Annotated in this window: 19 protein-coding genes; 15 read left to right on the plus strand and 4 right to left on the minus strand. The window is 70.2% G+C overall.

The window, feature by feature from the left end:
• Positions 1–762: 762 nt before the first annotated feature.
• The 3 genes from OCT49_RS00005 (at position 763) to OCT49_RS00015 (ending at position 4,694) form a co-directional block, all read left to right on the plus strand.
• Positions 763–1,293: a P-loop NTPase family protein gene (locus OCT49_RS00005; protein ID WP_283849805.1), complete on the plus strand. Its 531-nt coding sequence runs from the start codon at positions 763–765 to the stop codon at positions 1,291–1,293.
• Positions 1,294–1,518: 225 nt separating this feature from the next.
• A complete protein-coding gene (locus OCT49_RS00010; RefSeq protein ID WP_283849806.1) occupies positions 1,519–2,139 on the plus strand; it encodes a helix-turn-helix domain-containing protein in 621 nt (206 codons plus the stop codon).
• A 110-nt stretch (positions 2,140–2,249) separates the two neighbouring features.
• A complete protein-coding gene (locus tag OCT49_RS00015) occupies positions 2,250–4,694 on the plus strand; it encodes a DEAD/DEAH box helicase (RefSeq protein ID WP_283849807.1) in 2,445 nt (814 codons plus the stop codon).
• A gap of 2,543 nt (positions 4,695–7,237) precedes the next feature.
• Here OCT49_RS00015 and OCT49_RS00020 read toward each other — a convergent pair.
• Both OCT49_RS00020 and OCT49_RS00025 read right to left on the minus strand, forming a co-directional pair.
• Positions 7,238–7,819 (minus strand): GNAT family N-acetyltransferase, encoded by a 582-nt coding sequence (locus tag OCT49_RS00020; RefSeq protein ID WP_283849808.1) that lies wholly within the window; start codon positions 7,817–7,819, stop codon positions 7,238–7,240.
• A 14-nt stretch (positions 7,820–7,833) separates the two neighbouring features.
• A complete protein-coding gene (locus OCT49_RS00025; protein WP_283849809.1) occupies positions 7,834–9,072 on the minus strand; it encodes an NsdA family TPR-like regulatory protein in 1,239 nt (412 codons plus the stop codon).
• A 172-nt stretch (positions 9,073–9,244) separates the two neighbouring features.
• Between OCT49_RS00025 and OCT49_RS00030 the strand changes: the two genes are divergently transcribed.
• Both OCT49_RS00030 and OCT49_RS00035 read left to right on the plus strand, forming a co-directional pair.
• Positions 9,245–9,706, plus strand: coding sequence for a hypothetical protein (locus tag OCT49_RS00030; protein WP_283849810.1), 462 nt, complete (start codon positions 9,245–9,247; stop codon positions 9,704–9,706).
• On the plus strand, positions 9,703–10,122 hold the full coding sequence (locus OCT49_RS00035) for a DUF6415 family natural product biosynthesis protein (protein WP_283849811.1): 420 nt from the start codon (positions 9,703–9,705) through the stop codon (positions 10,120–10,122). The genes OCT49_RS00030 and OCT49_RS00035 overlap by 4 nt, the downstream gene beginning before the upstream one ends.
• A gap of 80 nt (positions 10,123–10,202) precedes the next feature.
• Here the strand turns inward: OCT49_RS00035 and OCT49_RS00040 are convergent, their stop codons facing one another.
• Complete coding sequence (locus OCT49_RS00040) at positions 10,203–10,433, minus strand: hypothetical protein (protein ID WP_283849812.1); 231 nt, start codon at positions 10,431–10,433, stop codon at positions 10,203–10,205.
• A gap of 264 nt (positions 10,434–10,697) precedes the next feature.
• Between OCT49_RS00040 and OCT49_RS00045 the strand changes: the two genes are divergently transcribed.
• The 7 genes from OCT49_RS00045 to OCT49_RS00075 all read left to right on the plus strand — a co-directional run bounded on the left by OCT49_RS00045 (position 10,698) and on the right by OCT49_RS00075 (position 16,776).
• Positions 10,698–11,537 carry a hypothetical protein gene (locus tag OCT49_RS00045; RefSeq protein WP_283849813.1) on the plus strand — a complete coding sequence of 280 codons (840 nt, stop codon included), beginning with the start codon at positions 10,698–10,700 and terminating at the stop codon, positions 11,535–11,537.
• Positions 11,538–11,653: 116 nt separating this feature from the next.
• Entirely contained in the window at positions 11,654–11,902 is a 249-nt protein-coding gene (locus OCT49_RS00050; RefSeq protein ID WP_283849814.1) for a hypothetical protein, read from the plus strand.
• Positions 11,899–12,924 carry a conjugal transfer protein gene (locus OCT49_RS00055; RefSeq protein WP_283849815.1) on the plus strand — a complete coding sequence of 342 codons (1,026 nt, stop codon included), beginning with the start codon at positions 11,899–11,901 and terminating at the stop codon, positions 12,922–12,924. The genes OCT49_RS00050 and OCT49_RS00055 overlap by 4 nt, the downstream gene beginning before the upstream one ends.
• The gene (locus tag OCT49_RS00060) at positions 12,924–13,244 is read left to right on the plus strand and encodes a hypothetical protein (RefSeq protein ID WP_283849816.1); all 321 of its coding nucleotides are present in this window, start codon (positions 12,924–12,926) and stop codon (positions 13,242–13,244) included. The genes OCT49_RS00055 and OCT49_RS00060 overlap by 1 nt, the downstream gene beginning before the upstream one ends.
• On the plus strand, positions 13,241–13,498 hold the full coding sequence (locus tag OCT49_RS00065) for a hypothetical protein (RefSeq protein WP_283849817.1): 258 nt from the start codon (positions 13,241–13,243) through the stop codon (positions 13,496–13,498). Before OCT49_RS00060 ends, OCT49_RS00065 begins: the two co-directional genes overlap by 4 nt.
• Positions 13,499–13,617: 119 nt before the next feature.
• Positions 13,618–14,181, plus strand: a complete 564-nt coding sequence (locus OCT49_RS00070; protein WP_283849818.1) for a hypothetical protein — start codon at positions 13,618–13,620, stop codon at positions 14,179–14,181.
• Between the two features lie 6 nt (positions 14,182–14,187).
• Positions 14,188–16,776 (plus strand): ATP-binding protein, encoded by a 2,589-nt coding sequence (locus OCT49_RS00075; protein WP_283849819.1) that lies wholly within the window; start codon positions 14,188–14,190, stop codon positions 16,774–16,776.
• Positions 16,777–17,248: 472 nt separating this feature from the next.
• On the opposite strand, the gene OCT49_RS00080 is transcribed toward OCT49_RS00075, so the two are convergent.
• On the minus strand, positions 17,249–17,560 hold the full coding sequence (locus OCT49_RS00080) for a hypothetical protein (RefSeq protein WP_283849820.1): 312 nt from the start codon (positions 17,558–17,560) through the stop codon (positions 17,249–17,251).
• Positions 17,561–17,623: 63 nt separating this feature from the next.
• Here OCT49_RS00080 and OCT49_RS00085 point away from each other — a divergent pair, with 63 nt between their 5' ends.
• From OCT49_RS00085 to OCT49_RS00095, 3 genes are all read left to right on the plus strand, one after another.
• Positions 17,624–19,372: a hypothetical protein gene (locus OCT49_RS00085; RefSeq protein WP_283849821.1), complete on the plus strand. Its 1,749-nt coding sequence runs from the start codon at positions 17,624–17,626 to the stop codon at positions 19,370–19,372.
• A gap of 162 nt (positions 19,373–19,534) precedes the next feature.
• The gene (locus OCT49_RS00090) at positions 19,535–20,479 is read left to right on the plus strand and encodes a C40 family peptidase (protein ID WP_283849822.1); all 945 of its coding nucleotides are present in this window, start codon (positions 19,535–19,537) and stop codon (positions 20,477–20,479) included.
• Positions 20,480–20,697: 218 nt separating this feature from the next.
• Positions 20,698–21,105: a TnsA-like heteromeric transposase endonuclease subunit gene (locus tag OCT49_RS00095; RefSeq protein ID WP_283849823.1), complete on the plus strand. Its 408-nt coding sequence runs from the start codon at positions 20,698–20,700 to the stop codon at positions 21,103–21,105.
• The last annotated feature ends 103 nt before the right edge of the window (positions 21,106–21,208 follow it).

The raw sequence follows: 21,208 nt of genomic DNA on the forward strand, positions 1-21,208 counted from the left end.
GAACCGACGGCACCAGCCACAACAGGGCGTGCCCGGGGGGCGGAGCGCCCCGGGCACGCCCGGGGCGGCGCGGCACCGGCCCCAGCCCCCCGGGAAAGGTCCTCAGGCGCGCCCCAGCACGCCCGCGCCGCTCCCCGCCCCTGTGCCCCGTCCCGTCGACGGCTGCATGCTGCGCCCGTCATGCCGTCAGGCACGGCCCCCTCTGCACCCTGCCCCGCAGCCGGGCGGAATTCGGGCCGTCAGGCGCGGCTGAAGAGCCGTCAGGCTCTCCAGCCCGTGCTTGGGCGCTCCCCAGCCCCCGCATCGCCGCGCCTTGGCCCCCGCACTCCGCGTTCCGGGCCTGCGCTGCGGCCTGATCGTGGCGGGTAGTAAGGCCGGTAGCGCGGAGGGGCGCAGCGGTGTGACGGGCGGGGTGTGGGTGTGGGCCTCGGCGAGGTGCTGGCCGACGACAGTTCGGCGCTAGCGGGCGGCCGCGCTCGGCCAGGGCCGCGCCGAGGCCCACACCCACACCCCGCCCGTCGGTTCGCTGTCGTGTCAGGTGCGCCTGCCTCCTCGGCACGCCCTCCCAGCGGGTACGTGCAGGTGCACCATGGCCGGCCTTGTCGGACCGTCGACGCCGAGTGGTCGCGTCGCTGCCTCCGGGGAGGGCCCGCCCCGGAAAAACAGGATTAGGCAAAATGGGGTGGAAAATGCTCCCGAGTCCGGGATAATTAATTTCCGCTGCACTGCCTGGATCGCTCGACAAACAGTTAGGAATATCCGATGAAGAAGATCGCCTTATTCGGCCCTCCTGCGAGCGGGAAAACGACGATCGCGAAAGAACTTTCCGCTTCGCTGGAAATTCCTTGCACTGACCTTGACAATGTGCTGTTCACCGAGAACGGTCCTCTTCCACTCGATGAATTCCGGGGCAAGGCCGAGCGGATCACGCGGGGGGAATCGTGGGTGGTCGAGGGGAATTACTCAAAGCTTGCAGACGTGGTGTGGCACCGGGCGGATGTCCTGGTCTGGCTCGACCTCCCGTTGCCCCTGATCGTGCGCCGGATCGTGTACCGGAGCCTGCGCCAGCTCACCGGCCTGGACGCGAGCATCCAGGCGCAGCGGCTCACGTGGAAGCGTGCCTTCTTCGGGCGGCGGTCCCTGCTGCGCACGGCTGTCCGGAAGTATCGCAACAACCGCCCCCGGTATGCCCGGCAGGTCGCCGAGACGGCCGAGCTGGGCGTCCGTGTCGTACGGCTCCGCAGTGGGCGGGAGGCGGATGCATGGCTCGCGCGGCAGCTCTCGGGACGGTGAGCGGGTCGCAGGGGATGAAGGCGGCACCGAAGAGTCTTAGATACTGTAATGTTGTAACTGTCGAATGCTGGGTCGGGAAAAGGTCGAGGCCGACGGAGAGCCGCTCTGAGAGCGACCCGGCACACCGCCGGCCTCGTAACCACGTCGCAGGCCCGGAAAAGGAACCAGCCTGCACCCAAACTCTACAGGTCGCACCTGCGGCACAGCAGCCCTCGAGGAGACGATGTGATCCCCCGTAACCGGCCGGTCATCAACGAAGCCGACGTCGCCCGCCGCATCGGCGTGCCGCTGGCCACCTGGCGCCGCCGCGACGCTCCTGGCTTCCGCAGCCGCGTCCCCAGCCTGCTCCCTGAGAGTCGCTACCTGGTCTACGACCTGGCCCAGGCCGAGGCCTACATCGACGGCAAGCCGATCCCCGCACTGCCGCAGGACGAGCACCCCGAGGACCTGCTCACCGCCGACGAGGCCGCCGCGGTCCTCGGCATCAACCCGGGCACTGTCCGCGCCTACGCCGTTCAGGGCTACCTCTCGGCCGGCACGACCGTCTACGGAGCCCGGCTGTGGCCCCGCCGCGAAGTCAACAAGCGCCGCGACAACCCGCCGGGCCAGGGAAAGGGCGGCGGCCGCCGCGCCGGCGAACCTCAAGTCCCCCGCAAACAGCACTCCTACGAAGGAGACCCGCGGCTCCGTACCGCCAGTGAGGCCCTCGCTGCGGCGAACAGCGCGCCCAAGAGCCGCATCGCCGCCGAACTGGCCGCAGAGCACGGAGGTACACCCCGCACCTGGGAACGGCTCCTCACCGCAGCCGCGGCGCTCCAGGACGGCGCCCCCGAGGCCCGTGCCTGAGAGACCACCCCTGACAACGAGCGCACGGAAGCGGGCCTCCCCGAGGCGGGGCACCGCATCGGTGCTTCCTTCCTGATTACGCGTCACCCGCGAAAAGGAGAACACGGGACATGACCGTGATGAAGCTGCGTGACCACCAGATCGAGGCCGTGAGCGCGATTGTGCGCGGTCTCGATATCCCGCCGGGCGGTATTCCCTGGAATGGTCTGCGCGGCCAGGTGCACGCCGCGTGCGGAACGGGAAAGACCATCATCGCGGCGGCCTCCGCGAAAAGGATTGTTCCCAAGGGCCGCGTTCTCGTGGTGGTGCCGACCCTCGATCTCCTGGCGCAGACCGTGAAGGCGTGGAGCAGCGTCGGGCACAGAGGGCCGGCGGTCATGGTGTGCTCGCCGCTGGAGGATCCGGAGCTGTGGCACCTGGGAGTGCGGTGCACCACGAACCCCGTGCAGCTGGCGCTGTGGCACGCCACGGGGCCAGTGACCATCTACGCCACCTACGCCTCGCTGGGCGTGCTCAGGGAAGCCTTTGAGGGCGCCTACGGCCAGAAACTCGGCCCGGTGGACCTCGCCTGTGTCGATGAGGCGCACCGGACGTCGGGGTCGATGGGGAAGGCGTGGGCGGACATCCATGACCAGACGAAGATCCCGGCGCGCCGGCGGCTGTATCTGACGGCGACGCCGCGGATCTGGGAGGAGCGGCTGAACCGTGAAGTGGCCGAGGGGGTGCGTGACCCGTTGCCGCGGGAGATGGCGGCCTCGATGGATGACGAGAAGGTCTTCGGGCCGGTCCTCTACAAGCTGTCGCTGGCGTCGGCGGTGTCGCGCAAGTTGCTGGCGCGGTACCAGATCATCGTTCTGGAGCTCCAGGACCCGGTCGTGACGCCGGAGCGGCTGATGGGTGAGGAGCGGCACACCGAGGAGGTCCGCGGGCAGCGCCTGGGTGCCCTCCAGGCTGCGCTGCTGCACACGATGGAGCAGCACAACCTGTCGACGTGCATCACCTTCCACCACCGGACCATAGAGGCCGCGGCGTATGCGGAGGGTCTGGAGCGGGTGGCCGAGCGGCTGCACGCCGACCGGCCCGAGAAGTACCCGGCTCGGATCTGGGCGGACTGGCTGTGCGGTGAGCACGTGCCGGAGCGTCGGCGGGAGGTGCTGCGCGGGTTCGGCTCCACCGCCCGGCGGGCTGTGCTCTCGAACTGCCGCGTCCTGGGTGAGGGCGTGGATATCCGGGCCGTGGACTCGGTGGCCCTGCTGGACCCCAAGGGGGCCCCGCACGACATCGTGCAGGCGATCGGCCGCGCTCTACGTCAGAAGCCCGGTGAAGGAAAGCTCGCTTCCCTGATCGTGCCGGTATTCCTCCGGCCTGACGAAAGCCCGGAGGATATGTTCACCTCTGGTTCGTACCGGCCTTTGGTGAAGGTATTGGAAGGTCTGCGGGCTCACGATGAAGAGGCAATCGAGTTGCTGGCTATTCCGCAGGAGCCGCAGAAGGACGTCGTGCAGCCCTCCAGATACCTCGGTGCTGCGCCTGGTGATAACGAGGAGGAAACCCGGTTGCTGCTCCGTTTCGCGGCTCCCAGGGACCCTGTGATGGTCGCGGACTGGGTCAGCTTCAACGTGATCGACACGGAGCGGCAGGACTGGGCTCGTGGCTGGGCGGCGCTCAGGGGCTTCGTCGAGCGCGAGGGGCACGCCCGGGTGCCGTACGAGCACCGCGAGAGGGCGTTTCCTCTGGGGCGGTGGGTCGCGGAGCAGCGGCGGGCGTTCGGGGCGGGGCAGATGGCCGGGGTGCGTGCCCGGCGGCTGGAGAAGCTGGGCATGGCCTGGTCGGCCGCTGATGCGCGGTTCCAGGAGAATCTGGCGGCGGCGAGGGTGTACTACGAGCAGCACTGGACGCTGTGCGCGCCCCGGTCGGCGGCGGTGCTGGACAGGCCGGTGGGGCAGTGGCTGTCCAACCTGCGCCGTCCCGGCGCGCTGGCCGGGCACCCGGAGTGGGAGGCCGCGCTGGTGGCCCTGGACGAGGACTGGAATCCGTCGTGGCCGGCGCAGTGGCAGCGGCACTTCGCCGCGCTGCGGGAGCTGGTGCGCGACGAGGAAGGGCCGGCGGAGGTTCTGCCCGGGTTCACCGTGCACGGCATGGACGTCGGCAAGTGGCTGGCCCAGCAGCGCAGGCCCGAGGTCTGGGCGGCCCTGGTACAGGGTCAGCGCGAGCGCCTGGAGGCGGTCGGTGTCACCCCGCTCCCGGTGACCGTGCTCCCGGAAGTCCCTGCCCCGGCCCCGGCCCTGGCGGAGCCAAGCATGCCCGCCGAGTCGTCCACGGCGCCTGTGAGCGCCTTCGAGAGGGGCGTGGCGGCCCTGGAGCAGTACAAGGCCCGCACGGGCTCTGTGAAGGTGCCCAGGGCTCACGTGGAGGTGTTGCCGGACGGGTCGGAGGTCAAGCTCGGAGTCTTCCTGTCCAACACCAAGTCCAGGCGCGCGAAGCTGACCGTCGACAAGCTCGTCGCGTTGGCCGGCCTCGGGCTGGAGTGGGCGGCCATGGAAGGAGCGGCGTGATGATCGCAGCCGCGGAAGAGCGGGGTGTGCAGGATGCTGTGCGGCGGCACGCCCGCACCAGGGCCTTCGCGGAGGCGGAGGGCTTCGTCTCGGCTGTGCTGTCCGACCCTCGGGTGCAGGTGACGCGGGGGCGGGTGGACGGCGGAGACGGAGCTCGGCATGGAGCTGTGCATCCGTCTCCAGTCGTTCCAGGACCGCTATGACCAGGCCGTGGCGGGTGGCGACGTGGCCCGGCTCCCGGGATCTGCCCGGGCAAGCACGGCCGCTGGGGGCGGATCTGCGTCCTGCCCGACGGGCATGAGACCTCGATGGAGGAACCGCACTGGGGCCGCAACAGCGAGGGCCAGCCGATAGCGTGGGTGGGCAGCACACCTGACGACTGGTGAGCGGCGGTGGTAAGACCGGCGGAGGGACCCCGGGGCGCAGGGCGGCCCGGGGTCCTCCACTGTCCGGGGCCGGGGACGCCTCTCCCAGGTCCTACACGCACTGAGGTGCGATGCCCGGGGGTTCCGAGCTGCGGCATCGCACTGGTGTGCGTGTAGGGCCTGGGAGCTTGGGCCGCTCCCCTCACCGAACTGCGGCGCGGCCAGGACCAGTTCAGTTCGGAGTGAGACGACCTGACCGACAAGCGCCAGGCGCTGGCTGGCCTCGGGCTGGAGTGGGCGCAGTAGCGCAATGGGGGCTCTATGGGTCCTGCTTTCGGTGCCCTTCTACATGCTGTGCAGCTAGTCGGGGGGAGCGGCAGCGGAAAGCTGCGGTTGGCGCGACTCCACCGCGAGCAACTTTCAGTGACACTTGAAGCGGTACTGAAAGTTGGCTACGGTGGGGGCTGCACCAACCGCACGGGCAAGCCCTGCGGCATCGCCCCGGAAGGACCTGTGGAATGACCGTGAGCAAACTCCCGACACCCGTGTCTGAGACGGCGACTGTGGCGGTGCGCAACGCCCGGAACACCCTTGCCATGGTGGCCAAAGGGCCGATCCTCCGAACGGGCAACCCTGATGACTCCGCGCGTGTGGTGCTGTGCTGGGGCGAAGGCGGCGCCGGGGCCCTGAACAGGTGGGAGGTCACGGCCTCATGGCGCGGTCACGGCTTCTGGGTGGCACAACACAAGGGGAGTGGTTCATCACTCGCGAGCGAATGCACCCGGCGGACCTCAGTAAGAACCCGAAGCAGTGGCGCAAGTCTGAGCAGGTCCGACACTCGGACCGCCGCCCGATCCGGAGCCGGGCAGAGGCGGAAGCCCTGATGATCGCCCGGGTAGAGGAGCGGCGTGGCCGTGAGTCCAAAGTGCGTGGGATCATCAAGGCCGCGGCCGATGGCCCGGCTCCGAAGTGGACCCCGGCCCCGAGCATCATCAAGCCGCGCAAGGCCCCGCGTGCGGACTGGTCCCCGGCTGACGTACTGGCCAAATGGGGCGACTCGGTGAGCTACGAGGAGATCATCGAGGAGGAGGCCGAGGACGTCGCCACTTTTGAAGGGGCTGCCGGTCCCTCGGGGCTCGTCGAGTGCCAGGCAGCGGCCGAGACCACAATCAGCCAGAGCGCGGAGGCCGGAGAGATCAAGACCGGAGCACCGACGGGGGCTAGCACGCCGGCGCCTACCAGGGTGTCCGACCCGGGCAGTGTCCAGACGTGGGAGGGCGGCGGCACGGTTCCGGGCGTCGATGATCCCTGCCCGACAGCGCCCTGTCAGGGCGTTAATGCGAACGGGTCGAGCGAGATTCTCCTGCAGGTGGCAGAACCTGTCTCCGACGCGCCCGTAGTACCAACACCCGTCAAAGGCGTGCCCCGGTACCGATTCAGGCGATGCGACGACCGGGGATGCTACCCGGTGACGGTCGATGGCGCGTTTGTCGGCCACGTCTACCGAATTCGCTGCACATGGTTGGCCATCGGCCTTTCCGAAGAGCATGCGACCAGTCACACCAGCCGCGCGGCAGCAGCGGCCCGACTCGTAGCGCTGATTGACATGCGGGTCGCTGCTGAAGCCGACATGGCGCGCAACATGCGGCGGCGCACTGAGCCACCCCAGGGATGGCGCTTCACCATGTGGGACGCGGTCGGTCCGGGCGACATCGTCCGAACCCCGGCCCGGTGCCAGCCCGTACAGGGAGCCTCGGACGGCGGTCCGTTGTATCCGGAAGTGTGGAGCGCCCCGGTGACCTTGACCGGTGTCGACTATCTGTCCAGCGGGGCCATTGTGGCGCGTGGACAGGAGGAGGGCGCGCCTGCATGGTCCGGAATGGGTGTCCTCCTGTCCACGCCAAAGTTCGCTGAGGTCGGCGTCCTGGTGCCGGAGACGACCCCGGCGCGGACGACCCCGGCACAGTGGGTCGGCGCCCAGGCCGAGGGAAAGGGAAAGGTGCTCTTCCCCTTCGGGGGAAGAGGTGTCGGCGGCTGCGTCACGCTGACCCATGCCGCTGACCTGCGAGGACAGCGGGCAAGCGAATCCACCGTTGGCAACCTGTTGAGCAACCCGTTGCGCAACCTGTTAGGCAACCCGTTACGCAACCTGTTGAGCAACCGGTGGGCCTGCGGGCTTTACGTCGACATGGTGGCGACGGTTCCGTCGTGTGGTGGGAGATCGAGCAGCATGGCGTGGAAGAGCGGGGCGGCCGGGAGGGTCGGGCGTAGGCCGCCCAGTGTCTGCCAGCCCCATGATTCGTACAGTGCCCGGACCTTGGGGTGCTCCTGGAGGACCAGGAGCGTGGCGCGTTGTTCGGGCCGGGGTATGAGCAGTGCGTCGTGGAGTCGGCGGGCGGTGCCGGTCTTGCGCCAGGGGGCGCGGACCATGAGCTCGCTGAGTGCGTAGGTGCGAGTGCCGGTCTCGGTGATGGTGTCGGCGGGTGTGTCGGTGAGCAGTCCGCTCCACCACCGGCTGGCGGGAGGCAGCGGGGCTCCGTAGGCGTAGCCGACGGGCTGGTCGTGGTCGTAGGCGACGGTGCAGGTCCAGCCGGGGCGGGTCATCCAGCTGTCGAGTCCTTCGGCGAACCGGTCGAGGGCGCAGAACGGGTCGCTCTGTGCCTCCTTCGCGTAGACCTCGGCGTAGATGTCCAGCAGGAGCGGGCGCAGGCGGGGGGTGTGGCGGGTGGTGTAGTGGCGGATTTCTATGCCGGTGGTCACTTCGGGTGGTTCTCCTATGCGGTGGCGAGGGCGCGGTGGAGGGTGGCAAGCCGGTCGGTGATGGCGCGGCTGCCGATGTGTGTGGTGTCGATGGCGGCTGTGGTGGTGTGGGCGTCGGTGGTGTTTCCCTGGGCGAGCTGGAGTTCGGCGAGCTGGACGGTGTAGTACGCGTGGCTGCGGCGCAGGCCGGGTTCGAGGAGGGTGAGGGCCTGGGCGGTGGCGGTCTCGGCGTCGGCGAGATGCCCCATCGCCTGGTGGGTGATGGCGGCGAGTCCGCTGATCTCGGCCGTGGTGAGGAAGTTCAGCCACCGGGGTGCGGGCTGGGTGGGGTCGATGCGGTCGTGTGCGGTCTGGGCGGCGAGCAGGGCGCGGGCTGCGGCGGGGCGGTTGCCGGTGTGGGCGTGGCTGATGGCCAGGCGGGATTGGAGCAGGGCGGTGTAGCGGGGGTTCTGGCGGGCTGCGCGGCTGGTGAGGGCGGTCTGGCTGATGCGCAGAGCTTCGCGGTGGTGGCCGCCGCGGCGGGCGTGGATGGCGAGGTCGGACCAGGCTCGGGCCTGGGCCTGCGGGTTGGATCCGAGGATGGCTCTTTGCAGGGCGGTGGTGCGCCACCGGTGTGCTGCGTCCAGGTTGCCGGCGTCGTCGGCGGCCCATCCGGCAGAGCTGCACAGCGATGCGATCGTGGTGTGGAGTGCCTGTTCGACGCGGGGGCCGTAGGTGCAGTGGTCGGCTGCGGTGGTCAGGCGGTCGAGGTAGGTGGTGGCGACGGTCAGGAGGGGTTCGCCGCCGATCGCTGCGAAGTGGGCGTCGAGGCGGTTGATCCTCTCCCGGGCGCGGGTGATGTCGCTCATCGCGAGGCGGCCGCCGGTGGGGGTTTCGTCGATGCTGAGGGCGAGGGCGACTGTGGTGGCGGCGGTGGCGATGATGAAACGGCGGCGGCGCACGGGCACCTCCTTCGTCGGTGCGGGAGGCCTTGGGGGGGTGGGCAGGTTCGCGCTGTTTTTGCCTCGGGGGATGAAGCCGAGTGCCTGCGCCGGGCGGTCGAAGAGCTGTTCCAGGGCGTGAAGGTAGCGGGTCCAGGGCCATCGGACCTCGCCGCTGATCCAGCGCCGTACGTGGCGGTCGGTGCACTTGCGGGGGTGGTTCTCCCCGAAGATCCGGGCGGTGACCTGGTTGATCTCGTCGGCTAGGCCCTGGTGTGTGAAGCCGTACTCGGCCATCACCGCCTCGAGCCGGGTGTTCCGCTGCCTGTCCATCAGGTCCCCCCGTAAGTACCGGTCGCGGCGCGGACGGTAGTCCTGCCGGTTTTCTCCTGTTGGTAAAACTGTCCGGTCCCTGGCCGGTACTTGCCCGGAATCCGGCCTGAGCCCACCCGAACGTGTCGCGGTTGTCTGGGAGTACGCCGACAACCGTCCCGGGGAGGCCCTCATGCCGAACTCGTCCGGCCACCACCGCACCGCCCGGCCCTTACCGGCCCGGGTGCGCAGGAAGATCGCAGCGCTCCGCGCCCCGGCATCAGACGGGCCCCTCGTCGTCCCGGTGACCGCGGTGGCGCTGTATGCCGTGGTACCGGTGCCGGGCACCGAACACCTGGTGCTGCCTCCTCTGGCCGCGCACGCAGAGGCACGGGACTGGAGGGTTCCGGCCGGGTGTGCGGTGACCGACACCGGGCCACTCGACCAGGAGACGGAGCTGCGGCCGGGCTGGGCACGCATCCGCGCAGCGGTGGACGGCGGCCGGATTTCCGGGATCGTCGTCCCTTCGTTCGCGCACATCGCCTACCGCTGGCACGACTGGAACGCGCAACGGTCCTGGCTGCTGGGCCGCAATCTGTTCGTCACCGCCACCGACACGGTCACGGGTCTGGAACCGGAGGAATCACGGGCATGAGCTACGGCGTGCTGCACGACCCCGAGGCGCTCCTGGCCGAGGAGCTGCCGCTCGACCGTACCCCCGTCACGGCGCTGGCCGACGCGATTCTGGCCCGGAAGAACGTGAAGGGTCTACGGGCGGGCGACTGCGCGCAGATCGCGCTGCTCCTCACAGGGCACGCCCGCGTCGTCGCCGCCGAAGTGGGCCGGCGCTTCGAAAACCTGCCCAAGGACAGTGACCTGCGGCCGCTGATCGACCAGGTCCTCCAGGAAGCGGAGCGCCGCCTGTCGGTCACTTCCCGGACCACCCTTGCGTACGCCCAGCAACGGGCCCGGCTGGTGAAAGCGCTGTACCGGGCGCTGGACCGGCTCCCCAACCCCGGCCCGCGCCCGAGGACTCCTGACCTCTGCGGCTCCCCCGGTGGCACGGGATGAAGGAACCCTCGGGTCGGAGAAGGTTTCCATCCCCGGGGGTTCCTTCGTCTCGTGAGGACGGCCGGATGCTCGGGCCTCGGTCAGCCCGCCCACCCGATGTCACGGACCTCCAGACCGTCGCGGTAGGCCACGTACGAGACCCAGCACCGGCTCCCGAACACGTCGACAACGTCCTCGCCGCCGGGCGTCGGCCACCGGTCGGGTCGCTTCGCGACGTCGACGATCAGGTCCTGCACAGTGCTCCGCGCCGCGGCGGACGGCAGCCCGTCCATCACCTCCGCGGCCAGCCACTCCAGCCGTACGTACCGCATTCTGCGCACCCCCGGTGATCGGCAGGAGAGCACGCTACGACGGAACGTCTGGGCTTGCCGGGGCCTGTGGATATCCCGGTGATGGGCCTGTGGCGGCCAACGGCAGTAGTGGCATCTGGTGGTTACCCGGGTCAGCGCGAGCGCTCAGTGCGACGTGGGTCTGCTTTTGGGCAACCTTCTGACCTGCGCATTTGATGGTTTGGGTCAGCGGTCGGGTCAGGGGTGCTGAGAAGAGTTCACGGCATCACCTGAACGGGAGCTGTCGTGACTGGAACGCGGGTTTTTGAGTCGCTGGATGCCGAATGGGCGCTGGTCTGCGCCGAGGCCGGGAGCGCCGAGATGGTGCTGGGCTGGTTGCAGGAGGGCGGGGTGGTCCTCAGCTGCGGGCGAGCAGCAGGTCTCGAGGATGTGCTGGCCGAACTGGGGGGTCGGGACCGGGGGCAGGGGCGTGTGCACAGTGACCGGTGGATGCGGGTGCTGCTGGAGCGGGCGGCCGGTGAGGGTGTTGGTGCGCAGTTGGCTGCGCGGGTGGTGGTGCAGGCGATGGTGCCGGGTGCGGTGCGGCTGACGCAGCGGCTGTTGCGGGCCGGCCGGGATTTCGACGAGGTGGGGCAGGTCGTCGTCGCGTGCCTGTACCAGGTCGTACGCCGGTACCCGTTGCAGAGGGCGGGCGGGGTCGCGGCGAACCTCCTTTTGGAGACGCTGCATCTGGCGAGCCGTGAGCTGAGGGCGGATGCGGAGACGGACGCGCTGCCGTGGCACCCGGCCCTCGAATCGGCGGTGGTGTTTGACGGGCCGGTGGCCGATCCGGCGGAAGAGGTCTGGCAGACGGTCGTCGGACGGCAGGCTGTTGAGGCCGGGCTCCTCGCAGCTGGTGAGGTCCCGGACGGTGCGCGGGGCGAGCTGGTCGAGCTGCTGGTGTGGGCTGTGGCTGCCGGACTGCTCGAGGTGGTACGGGCTCGGGTGATCGCGGAAGAGTCCCGGGCTGGGGCGCGGGAGAGCGCGGAGCGGGCTGGTGTGTCCGCGATTGCGTGGCGGCAGCGTCGGAGCCGGACCGTGCGGCAGCTGCGGTCGGTCGCGGACCGGTGGGTGCAGGCGGCGTGATGACGATTTCTCAGATTTCTCGGCTGTGGCTGTCACGTCTGGGGGGCGGGCGCTCCTTGGTCTGGGTGTGCGGCGGAACGGCTGCCGTACTCGGGCTTGGAAGGGGTGAGCGGGACATGGCGGATCCGGTGCTCGCGGCGGAGGACGGCGGGGACATCGAGCTGCTGGTGCGGGCGCGTCGACGGTTGCGTGATCTGGTGGTGCAGCTGGAGGTGGCGCCGTTCGCTGACCGAACGGCGCGGTCCATGCGCGCCTACCTCGATGAGGATGCGGCACCGGCCCAGGCCGCGTTCGCCCGCTGGGCCGCGTTGCCGAAAGCGGCTCGGGACACGCTGGCCGCCCGGATGCGGCAGGAGCAGCCGTGAAGCGCCGCAAGGAGCAGCCGCAGGATGTGCTGCCTGCCGAGGCGGGTGGTTGGGCGCTGGGTTCCCTGGGCGGTGCGGCGAACGCGGTAACGGTGATCCGCCGTACGGCCTGGGTGCTGTTGGTGGCCGGGCCGGTTCTGGCGGGGTGGGCGCTCGTGTCCCGGCCTGCGGTCACGGCGCCTGCGGCCCCGGTGCGCCAGGAGCAGCCGGCGGCCGGGCAGCCTGCGGGGCCGGGTGGGTTCGCCGAGTTGTTCGTGAGCGCGTATTTGACGGCTGGGGAGGGCACCGAGGAGTTCTTGGCGCCGTTCTTGCCGAATGCCCGCGAGGTGAGTCTGACGGCTGATCCGGGCGTGCAGCGGGCGCAGGAGGTCGCGGCGGTAAGGGTGCGGGCCGTGTCTGCCGGGTACTGGTCGGTGACCGTGGCTGCCCGGGTGGTCTCGGCCGGTGCCGCGGGCGGGAAGAAGACAGGGCTGGAACCGGGTGGGGCCGGGCCGGTGCTGCGGTATTTCCAGGTTCCGGTCAGGGCCGGTGCGGGCGGGGGTTTGGCGGCTGTGGCGCTCCCGGCCGAGGTGGGTGCGCCGTTGTCGGGTGAGGCTCCGTCGCTGGCGTATGGGCAGTCGGTCCCGGTCCGCAGTACCGATCCTGCTGCGCAGACGCTCACGGGGTTCTTTGCCGCCTATCTGGCCGGCCGCGGCGAGCTCGACCGCTACTTGTCCCCCGGGACGGCCCTGGCCGCGGTGTCGCCTGCCCCGTACGGGCGGGTCGAGGTGGCCCGGTTCGCCGAGGTCGGCACGAACGACCCGTTTGGCACCGACGAGCGGGGCGTTCCCGTGTCCGACGGGGAGCGCAGGCAGCTCCTCGTCGATGTCACCGCATCCGATGCCGGCGGGCAGGAACGGCCGCTGACGTACGCCGTCACGATCACCGCGCGGGACGGGCGCTGGGAGATCGCATCCGTGGAAGGGGCCCCCGTGCTGAGCAAGGAGCCGGTCGGGGCCGGGACGAAGGAGAGCGCGCAGTGATGGACGTGACGGTACTGGCTGGGGCGATCGACGACGTCGACCAGCTCACCCAGAGGATCACCGGTTTGCTGGTCGGCTCGGTGATGTCGTTCATGGTGGTTGCGGCAGTGGTGACTGCCTGGGCCAAGTCGAAATCGATTCTGGCTGCCGGTGTGGCGCTCGCCGGTGGCGTGGCGTTGTGGTTCGCGGTGATGAATGCTGCGGTGTTCCGCGACAGTGTGGGCGAGGACATCGCTCCGAACAGCGGCTCCGTGAAGAACGCGGGCGCTGTTCATGCGGTGGTCCGAGTCGTCGAACCGGTGGACGGTGCGCGGCGATGACCAGCGTTCTCGCCGTCTTCCTGACGGCAGTTGTGGTGCTCTTCTCGGTGTCGCATGTATGGGCCAAGGTCCGCTCACTGTTTTCTTCGGTCGCAGTACTCGTCGGCACGGCGCTCTTCTTGTACGTGCTCCTGGCGGCCGTGTTCCACGACAGCGCCGGTGTCGAGATCGTCTTCGACGGTTCCGTGAAGAGCGCGGGCGCCGGTCACACGGTGGTCCGGGGCATCGAACCTGCGGCCGGTGAGCAGCGGTGAGCGGCGTTGCGGCGCCGGAAGTGCTGGTTGGCCGGTGCTACACCCGGGCGCGCCGTCACCCTTTGATGATCGGGAAGTGGCCGGGTGGGCGGGGCCGGATCTGGGGTGGTCCGTACACGGTGCCGCAGATCGTGGTCCTGGCCGCCTCGCTCGCGGGCCTGGTGCTGACGCGGGGGGTGTGGGCTCATTTCGGGCTGTTCAACTATGCGATCGCGATCGGTGGGCCCTATGGGTTGTCGCTGCTGGTGCGCCATATCCGGGTCGACGGCCGTAATCCGCTGGCGGTGGCCGCGAGTTCCGCCTCGCTGGTGGCGCGGCCGCGGGGAGGGCGGCTGGGCGGTCGTCCGCTCAGGTCGCGGGGTGGTCACCAGCCGCTGATCGGGGTGTGCAGCGTGACCTGGGCCGCACCGCAGCCCGGGGCAGGTGCCAGGGGCGCGGGCCGCCCCGTGCTCCGCCCGGTCCGGTCTCAGGCTGCGGCCTCCCGTGTGATGGGCGCCGGCCGCACCACCACAAGCGCTTCTGTGTCCGAGAGCCCTGTGCCCGTCGGCCGGAAGGACGTCGGCGCAGCCCGTGGAGCGGTTGGCCGTCGGCCGGCGCCGGTCGCGGCTTCGTTGCTCGCCGCCCGGCGCCGCGGCCGCCAGTTCAGCACGAGTGATGCGCCTGTGGCGCAGCGAGGGGAGTGACCTGTGATGCGGATGCCGATCCGGCATGTGGCCGGGAATGTGATGTGGACGGTGCACGGTCAGGTCTGGGCGGTCTACCGGGTGGCGGGGGCGGATGCCGCTCATGCCTCGCGGCGGGCGAAGGAGCAGCGGCTGGGGCAGCTGGAGGCGCTGGTCAAGGCGCTCAAGGGTGAGTCGATGCTGCTGAGTCTGTGCCCGGCCGTCGACCCGGCGAGTGTGGTCGCGAAGATGACCGAGGGGATCGATCTGGCGGGCTGTGGCCGGTACCGGCAGGCCATCGGTGTGCTGCGGGGGCAGTTGGAGCAGTTGGAGCTGACGGGGCGTACGGACTGGCTCGCAGTTCCGCTTGCGATGACGCGCGGGGAGTCGGTACGGGAGGTTTTCGCGGCGGCGCGTGCGGATGTTGCTCTGCAGCTGGGGCTGCTTCCGCGGCCGGTGTCGGCGCGCGAGGAGGACGAGCGCCTGGCCCAGGCGCAGCGGATGGCGTCGGTGTGGCCGCCGGGTATTGCTCTGCGTCCGGCGACGACGGCGGAGGTTTTGTGGATCTACGGGCACAGTGCCCGTCGTGGGGTGTTCGAGCCGGTGCTGCCGGAGGGTGCGGGGCCGGGGATGCGGGGCCGGGGGCGGGGTGCGGCGGCGCTCGGCCAGGTGGTGCTCGCCGAGGGCGGCAACCTGTTCGACGAACTCGACGGGCAGGGCCTGGGCGGTGGCGGGGCCGGTTCTGTCCGGGCGGGGAGGCAGAAGGCAGGGCGAGCGAATCCGTTCGCGCGGCGCTGGCTGGAGGTGACCACGGAGTGGGGGCCCTCGTATCAGGTGATGCTCGCGCTCTCCGAGATGCCCGAGGCGTTCGCGTTTCCCGGGTCGGAGTATCTGTCCTCCCTGGATGCGTTCTCGTTCCCGGTGGACTGGGTGGTGCGCCTGAGCGTCTCCTCCGGTACCGAGGCGGAGGCGAAGACGCGGCGTCAGGCGCGTGAGCTCGCCAACCAGTACAGCGAATACGACGGTGAGACCGCGGGTGTCCCGGCCAGCGTCGACAAGGCAGTGGGCGGGCTGGACGAGTACCGCGAGCGGCTGACCGCCTCGCAGACGGAGGTCGAGGTCCGTGCCATGACCGCCCTGTGCGTGTGGGGCGGCACCCCGGAGGAGGCCGAGCGGCGGGCCGGGGAGCTCGCCGGGCACTTCACCGGCAACGAGTACACCTTCACCCGGCCGCACGGTGAGCAGGAGAACCTCTGGTACGGGATGCTGCCTGGTACCCGCACTCCGCGGGTCATGGCCCAGTACGCGCAGTACCTGGTGGCGCGGGACTTCGCGATGGCCGGCCCTTTCACGGGCAGCGGGCTGGGGGATGCCTCGGGGCCGTTGTTCGGGCTGCAGCTGGCCGGCGGCGGGGTCAGGCCGGTGCTGACGGACTGGGCGCGCGGCCCGCGGGAGAACACCTCGGCGACCGCGGCGTTCATCGGGGAGCTCGGTGCGGGCAAGACGACCGCGATGAAGTCGGCCGTGTATTCCGTGCTCGCCGCGGGCCGGCGGCTGCGGGGCGGTACCCGGCGGGGCCGGGCCGTGATCGTGGACCGGACCCCGCGCCAGGAATGGCTCCGCTACGCGCAGGCGTGCCCCGGCGAGACCGAGTGCATCACCATCGACGACCAGGCGGCCGTTTCTCTCGATCCTTTGCGGCTGTTCGCCGGGCGGGAAGCGCAGCGGTTCACCGAGTCGTTCTTGACACTGCTGCTGGGGCTGGCTCCCATGAGCGATGAGGGCATCGCCCTGTCGGAGGCGGTCGAGGCGGTGCTGGCCGAGCCGCATCCCTCGATGCGGGTCCTGGTCGAGGAGCTCACCAACCGCGGCGCCTCGGGTGATACGCATTCGGCGATGGCTGCCCGCCGCCTGTCGGCGGTGAGGCGCAAGGACCTGGCTCGCGCGGTGTTCGACGAGTCGCTGCCCGTGGTCCGCGGCTCGTCGGCCGACACCCTGGTCTTCTCGGTGTCCTCGCTGGCGTTGCCCACCAAGAGCGAACTGCGCGGCGGGGAGCGGCTGGAGAAGATGGAGTTCGAGAAGATCTTCGGGCGTGCGGTGATGTACCTGATCGCCGCCCTGTCCCGGAAGGTCGCCTATGCGGACCTGGACGAGTTCGCGCTGGTGGTGTGGGACGAGTGCTGGTGGCTGACGTCCAGCCCGGAGGGCCTGGCGCTGGCGCTGGAGCTGGTCAAGGACGGGCGTAAGCACAATGCCGGTGCTCTCTTCGGCGGGCACGACGATGACGACATCGGCCCTGACGACGAGGGCGGGCAGATCCTGCGCGGGCTGATCCCCCGCAAGTTCGTCTTCCGGCAGACGGACCGCAATCTCGCCCGCCGTACCCTGCTCTTCCTCGGCTGCAACCCGGACGACGAGGACCTCCTCGCCCTGGTCATGACCGGGCTGTCGCCCAACAGCGCCGAGTTCGGTGACGAGGAACGGGCGGCGCGGGCCGGTGAATGTCTGCACCGCGACCTGACCGGCCGAATCGGTGCCATGCAGGTCACACTGCCCGCCGACGAGCAGGCTGTGGCCCACATCCATTCCCAGCCCATGCAGAGCGCAGCAGCATGACCAGGCGGGCTGCCGCATCGGCGGGGACACCGAGGGCGCGCGCCCGGGCCCGGGGCGTGGGGGTGCTGCAGGGGGTGAAGCGGTGGGCGCGCCCCGGGCGGTCCATGGCTGCGGGGCTGATGCTGCTGGTGCTGTCGTTCCTGGTGTCGCTGGTGCTGGCGGGCGTGTCGGCGAGCGCGGCCCCCACACCGACGCCGGCGCCTTCGCCTTCGGTGGGTCCGACGCTGCCCGGCCCGCAGAACCCGCTCGAGCCGAGCCCGCTCGTCCCCCAGCCGGGTACGTCGGGCCGGCCGGATGACTCCCCGCTGATCCGGGACGGGATCAAGGAGGCCGAGAAGGAGGAGAAGGCCGCCCGCGCCGAGTTCGACAAGCTGGTGGAGAAGTACAAGAAGGACCGGGCCGCGCAGGGCGGGGTGCTGTCCGCGTTCGAGGTGACCGACCGGGACGGGAATCCGGTCAGCTCGTACCGCATCTACTCCGACACCGGGGACTGGAACGACTGGGACCTGAGTGTGCAGGGGTTCCTCGTCGAGATGATGTTCATGGGGAACAAGTGGATCGTCAGCTTCGCCTGCTTCCTCTTGACCTGGAGCCTGGCGTTCTCCCTGGCCGGGCTGATGCTCAAGCCGGCGCTGCAGGTGTCGACGTCGCTGTACGGGAGCGTTGTCGTGCAGATGGGTCTGCCGGTGCTGTTCCTCACCTTCACGATGGTCGTCGCGTCGTGGCATCTGCTGTTCGGAAACCGGGTGCGCGGCTGGGGCGAGATGGCGGCTGCCCTGGTCATCTCCGCACTCGCGCTCGGTGCTCTCGCCTCTCCCCGCAGCTCCTGCTCAGCAAGGACACCGGGGTGGTGGGCGTGGTGCGGGACCTGGCGGTCGAGACCGCCGCCCTGGTCCTGGACAAGGAAGCCATCGACACGGCCCGGCCGACCACTGAGAGCGGATGGGAGAAGAAGCCGTCCGGGTCGACCGTGGGTGCGCAGGTCCGGTCCTCGCCGAGCGCGCTGGCCCGCCCCATCACCGACGCCCTCGTGGACGCGTTCGTGGCCCGGCCGGCCATGCTCCTGTCCTACGGGCGGACCTTCGAGGGCAGGTGCGGGAAGAAGTTCCGCGATTCACGGGTCCAGCAGGCCGTGTTCGACCAGCTGGTCGACACCAAGATGGAGAAAGGCAAGTCCTTCCTCAAGGACCTGCCGGGCTTCGGGATCGCGCTGCCCGACAGCGTCAAGAACTGGATGGTCGACACCACCGTCGACGCCGCCACCTCCCAGATGCTGGAACAGGTCCACGCGTCCGGCCCCATCAAGGCGTTCGAGAAGGCCTGCGTCCAAAACGCCGGCACACTGAAGAAGGCGTCGATGGACAAGGTCGGCGGCGCGCTCTTCATGCTCCTGGCCGCGTTCCTCACCTGCATGTTCGTCATCGTCCTGGACGGTGCATTCCTCTTCGCCCAGCTACAGATCGCCATCGAGGCGATGATCGCAAAGGTGGCCCTCGCGGCGGGGATCCTGCCCGGCCCCGGCCGGGCCTGGCTGTGGGGCCGGGCCGCGGCCATCGCCCGCGGCCTCGCCCTGATGCTCGCCTCCATCGCCTCCATGTCCGTCTTCATCGTCGTCGTCAACGCCGTGCTGAACACACCGGAAAGCGACCTGCCGGGCGGTCTCACCGTCCGGTTCGTCCTTTTGGACTGCGTCTGCGTCGCCGCGTTCATCTACCGCAAGAAGCTCGCCCGCTCCACCCGCGGAGCGGTGGCACGCGCCCGTCACCGCCTCGGCAACTCGCCCCTGGGCGGATCCGTCTCCCCCGCCCCCGTCGACATGCCGAGGCGCGGCGGGCTCGGCAAGGGCCTGCTGCTCGGCGGGCTCATGCTCGGCGCGGCCGCCGCCACCGGGGGAACCGGTGCTGTGCTCGGCGGCGCCGGACGCATCGGCTCCACCCGGCTCGCCGGACGCATCGGCGGCTGGCTCGCTCACGGCGGGGGCCGTGCCGTGGCGGGGCTGACCCGGCTCACCGGCCGCACCATCGAGGCCGGGGCGAAAGGCACCGTGAAGGCCGGGGTGTTCGGCCTCAAAGCCACTGTCGGACTGCCGGTGTACGGGCCGCGCGCGGCCCGCAGGGTCGGCGCGGCTGCGACCGCTCTGCCCGCCCAGGCCGCAGGCCGGGTCAGCAGCGCCGTCCAGAACCTCCAGCAGAGCGCGCAGAGTTTCCACCGGAGCTACGTCCAGCCCGCCCAGCAGTTCGCCGGGGAGTACCGGCACAACGTGCGCTCCCTCGGCCGGATCGTCCGGGGCCGGCCCGGGCTCGGCCCCTACACCCCGCCCCGGGCCGCTGTTCCCGGTCCCCGGCGGGCACCGGCGCCCCGCCCCGCCCGGCCGGCTCCTGCACCCCAGCCGGCCCCCGCACCGCCCGTCCGGCGGCGCCCTGCGCCGCCGCGCGTCGCCCAACCGCCCTCCAGCGCGGCCCAGGCCATGCTCCAGCAGCGCCTGCACCGCATGCGCCAGCCGCGGAACACCGGGAGCAGCACCCCGCCTGCGCCCGTCCCCTCCGCCCCTGCGCGTCGTTCGCAGGCCGCGCCGCGCCTGGGAGGGCGCTCATGAGCGGCGCACGGAAAGTGGCCTTGGCCGTTTCCCTGTACTGGTTTCGGCTGTGGGTGTCGTCGGCGTCCTGGTGCTGTTCATTGCCGCTGTCGCAAACGGGGCGGCCGGACACGAGAAGGAGGCCGCCGCCCCGCCGTCCGTGTCCGGGGCGGCCCCGGGGCGGTGGCCGGCATCAGTCCGGTGATGCTGTCCGCCTACACCCGCGCCGCCGCGAACGTGCGCGCCCTGCGGCCGAAGTGCACGGGCATGCGGTGGTCCGTCATCGCTGGGATCGGCAAGGTCGAGTCCAACCACGCCTCCGGGCGCACCATCACAGTCGGCGGGGATGTCCGCCCGCGTATTCTCGGGGTCCGGCTCAACGGATCCGGGGCCGGGGGGAACACGAGCGTCTTCTCCGACACCGACCACGGCCGGCTCGACGGCGACACCGCGTACGACCGGGCAGTCGGCCCCATGCAGTTCCTGCCCTCCACCTGGAACGGCCCCAGCGGCCAGGACGGAAACGGTGACGGGGTGAAGGACCCGCACAACGCGTTCGACGCCGCGCTCGGAACCGCCGTCTACCTGTGCGGAACCGGGACCACCGACCTGTCCCGGACCGACCAGCTGCGCAAGGCGGTCTACCGCTACAACCGTTCCGAGGCGTACGTGGGCGACGTCACCGGCTACGTCGACGAGTACGACCACCTCCCCGCCGCCCAAGACAGCACGGCGGGGTCGGCGACCGGCCGGGCCGGCGCCGTCGTCGACGCCGCGCTGGCACAGCGCGGCACTCCCTACGTGTGGGGCGGCGGCAGTACCACGGGCCCCACCAAGGGCGGCTACGACTGCTCGGGCCTGATGCTCTACGCCTTCTACCAGGGCGCCCGGGTCACGCTTCCCCGCACCTCCCAGCAGATGCGGCACTCCGGTACCCGGGTCCCCCGCTCGCAGATCCGGCCCGGCGACCTCATCGTCATCAACAACGACGGAAACTGGGGACACGTCGGCCTCTACACCGGCAACAACACCATGGTCCACGCGCCCCGGCCCGGAAAGACCGTCGAGACCACCTCAACGTCCGGGTACTGGGAGCGGTACGACTGGGACGTACGCCGAGTGCTATGAAGTCGTGTAGATTCTCATTGGAGATGTCGTTGTCTCAGTGTTCTGTCATCAACTTGTCGTCCAGCAGCCCGAGTTACAGGACGGGCTCGACGTAAACGACGAACGTCATCTCGGTTCGAGAACCAGCCTTTCGCTTGGTTTTCCATGCCTTCCGTGCAGATTCCCGCTGGCCACGCGCCATCGTCCCGGTGTCGGTTCCGCCTACACAAGGGGTCGCTGTGGCACGCGCTTCGAGCCAGAAGAGCACGACAGAAGGTGAGACGGTCTCGGTCCGCTACCGGCAAGCGGATGGCCAGTTCGTTGAAGCGGTCCTGGACCGCCTCATCGTTCCCGAGGTGACCGGCGGCCTGCCGGTACGGGATTTCCGCTGGTACAAGGGCCGTCGTCATTACTCGGGCTGGTACCACGCCGCCACAGTGGGGCGGCTGGTGGCCTACGAGAGCCGGTTGGAGCTGGCTCGGATTCTGCTGGCCGATTTCGACCGCGGTGTCGTGGAGATCGCCTCCCAGCCCTTCCAGCTGGCCGGTCGTGACGGTGACCGGCTTCGGCGGCACATCCCTGACCTGCTGCTTGTCCACTCTGACGGTCTGGTGACCGTCGTCGATGTCAAAGCCCCTCACGCATGAAGGACCCGAAAGTGACTGCACAGTTCGCCTGGACGAAGCGCATCTGCGCTCGTCGCGGCTGGTCCTACGAGACCTGGTCGGGCGGCGATCGGGCCGTGGTGGA

The organism is Streptomyces sp. ML-6 (genome assembly GCF_030116705.1).
GTDB lineage: Bacteria > Actinomycetota > Actinomycetes > Streptomycetales > Streptomycetaceae > Streptomyces.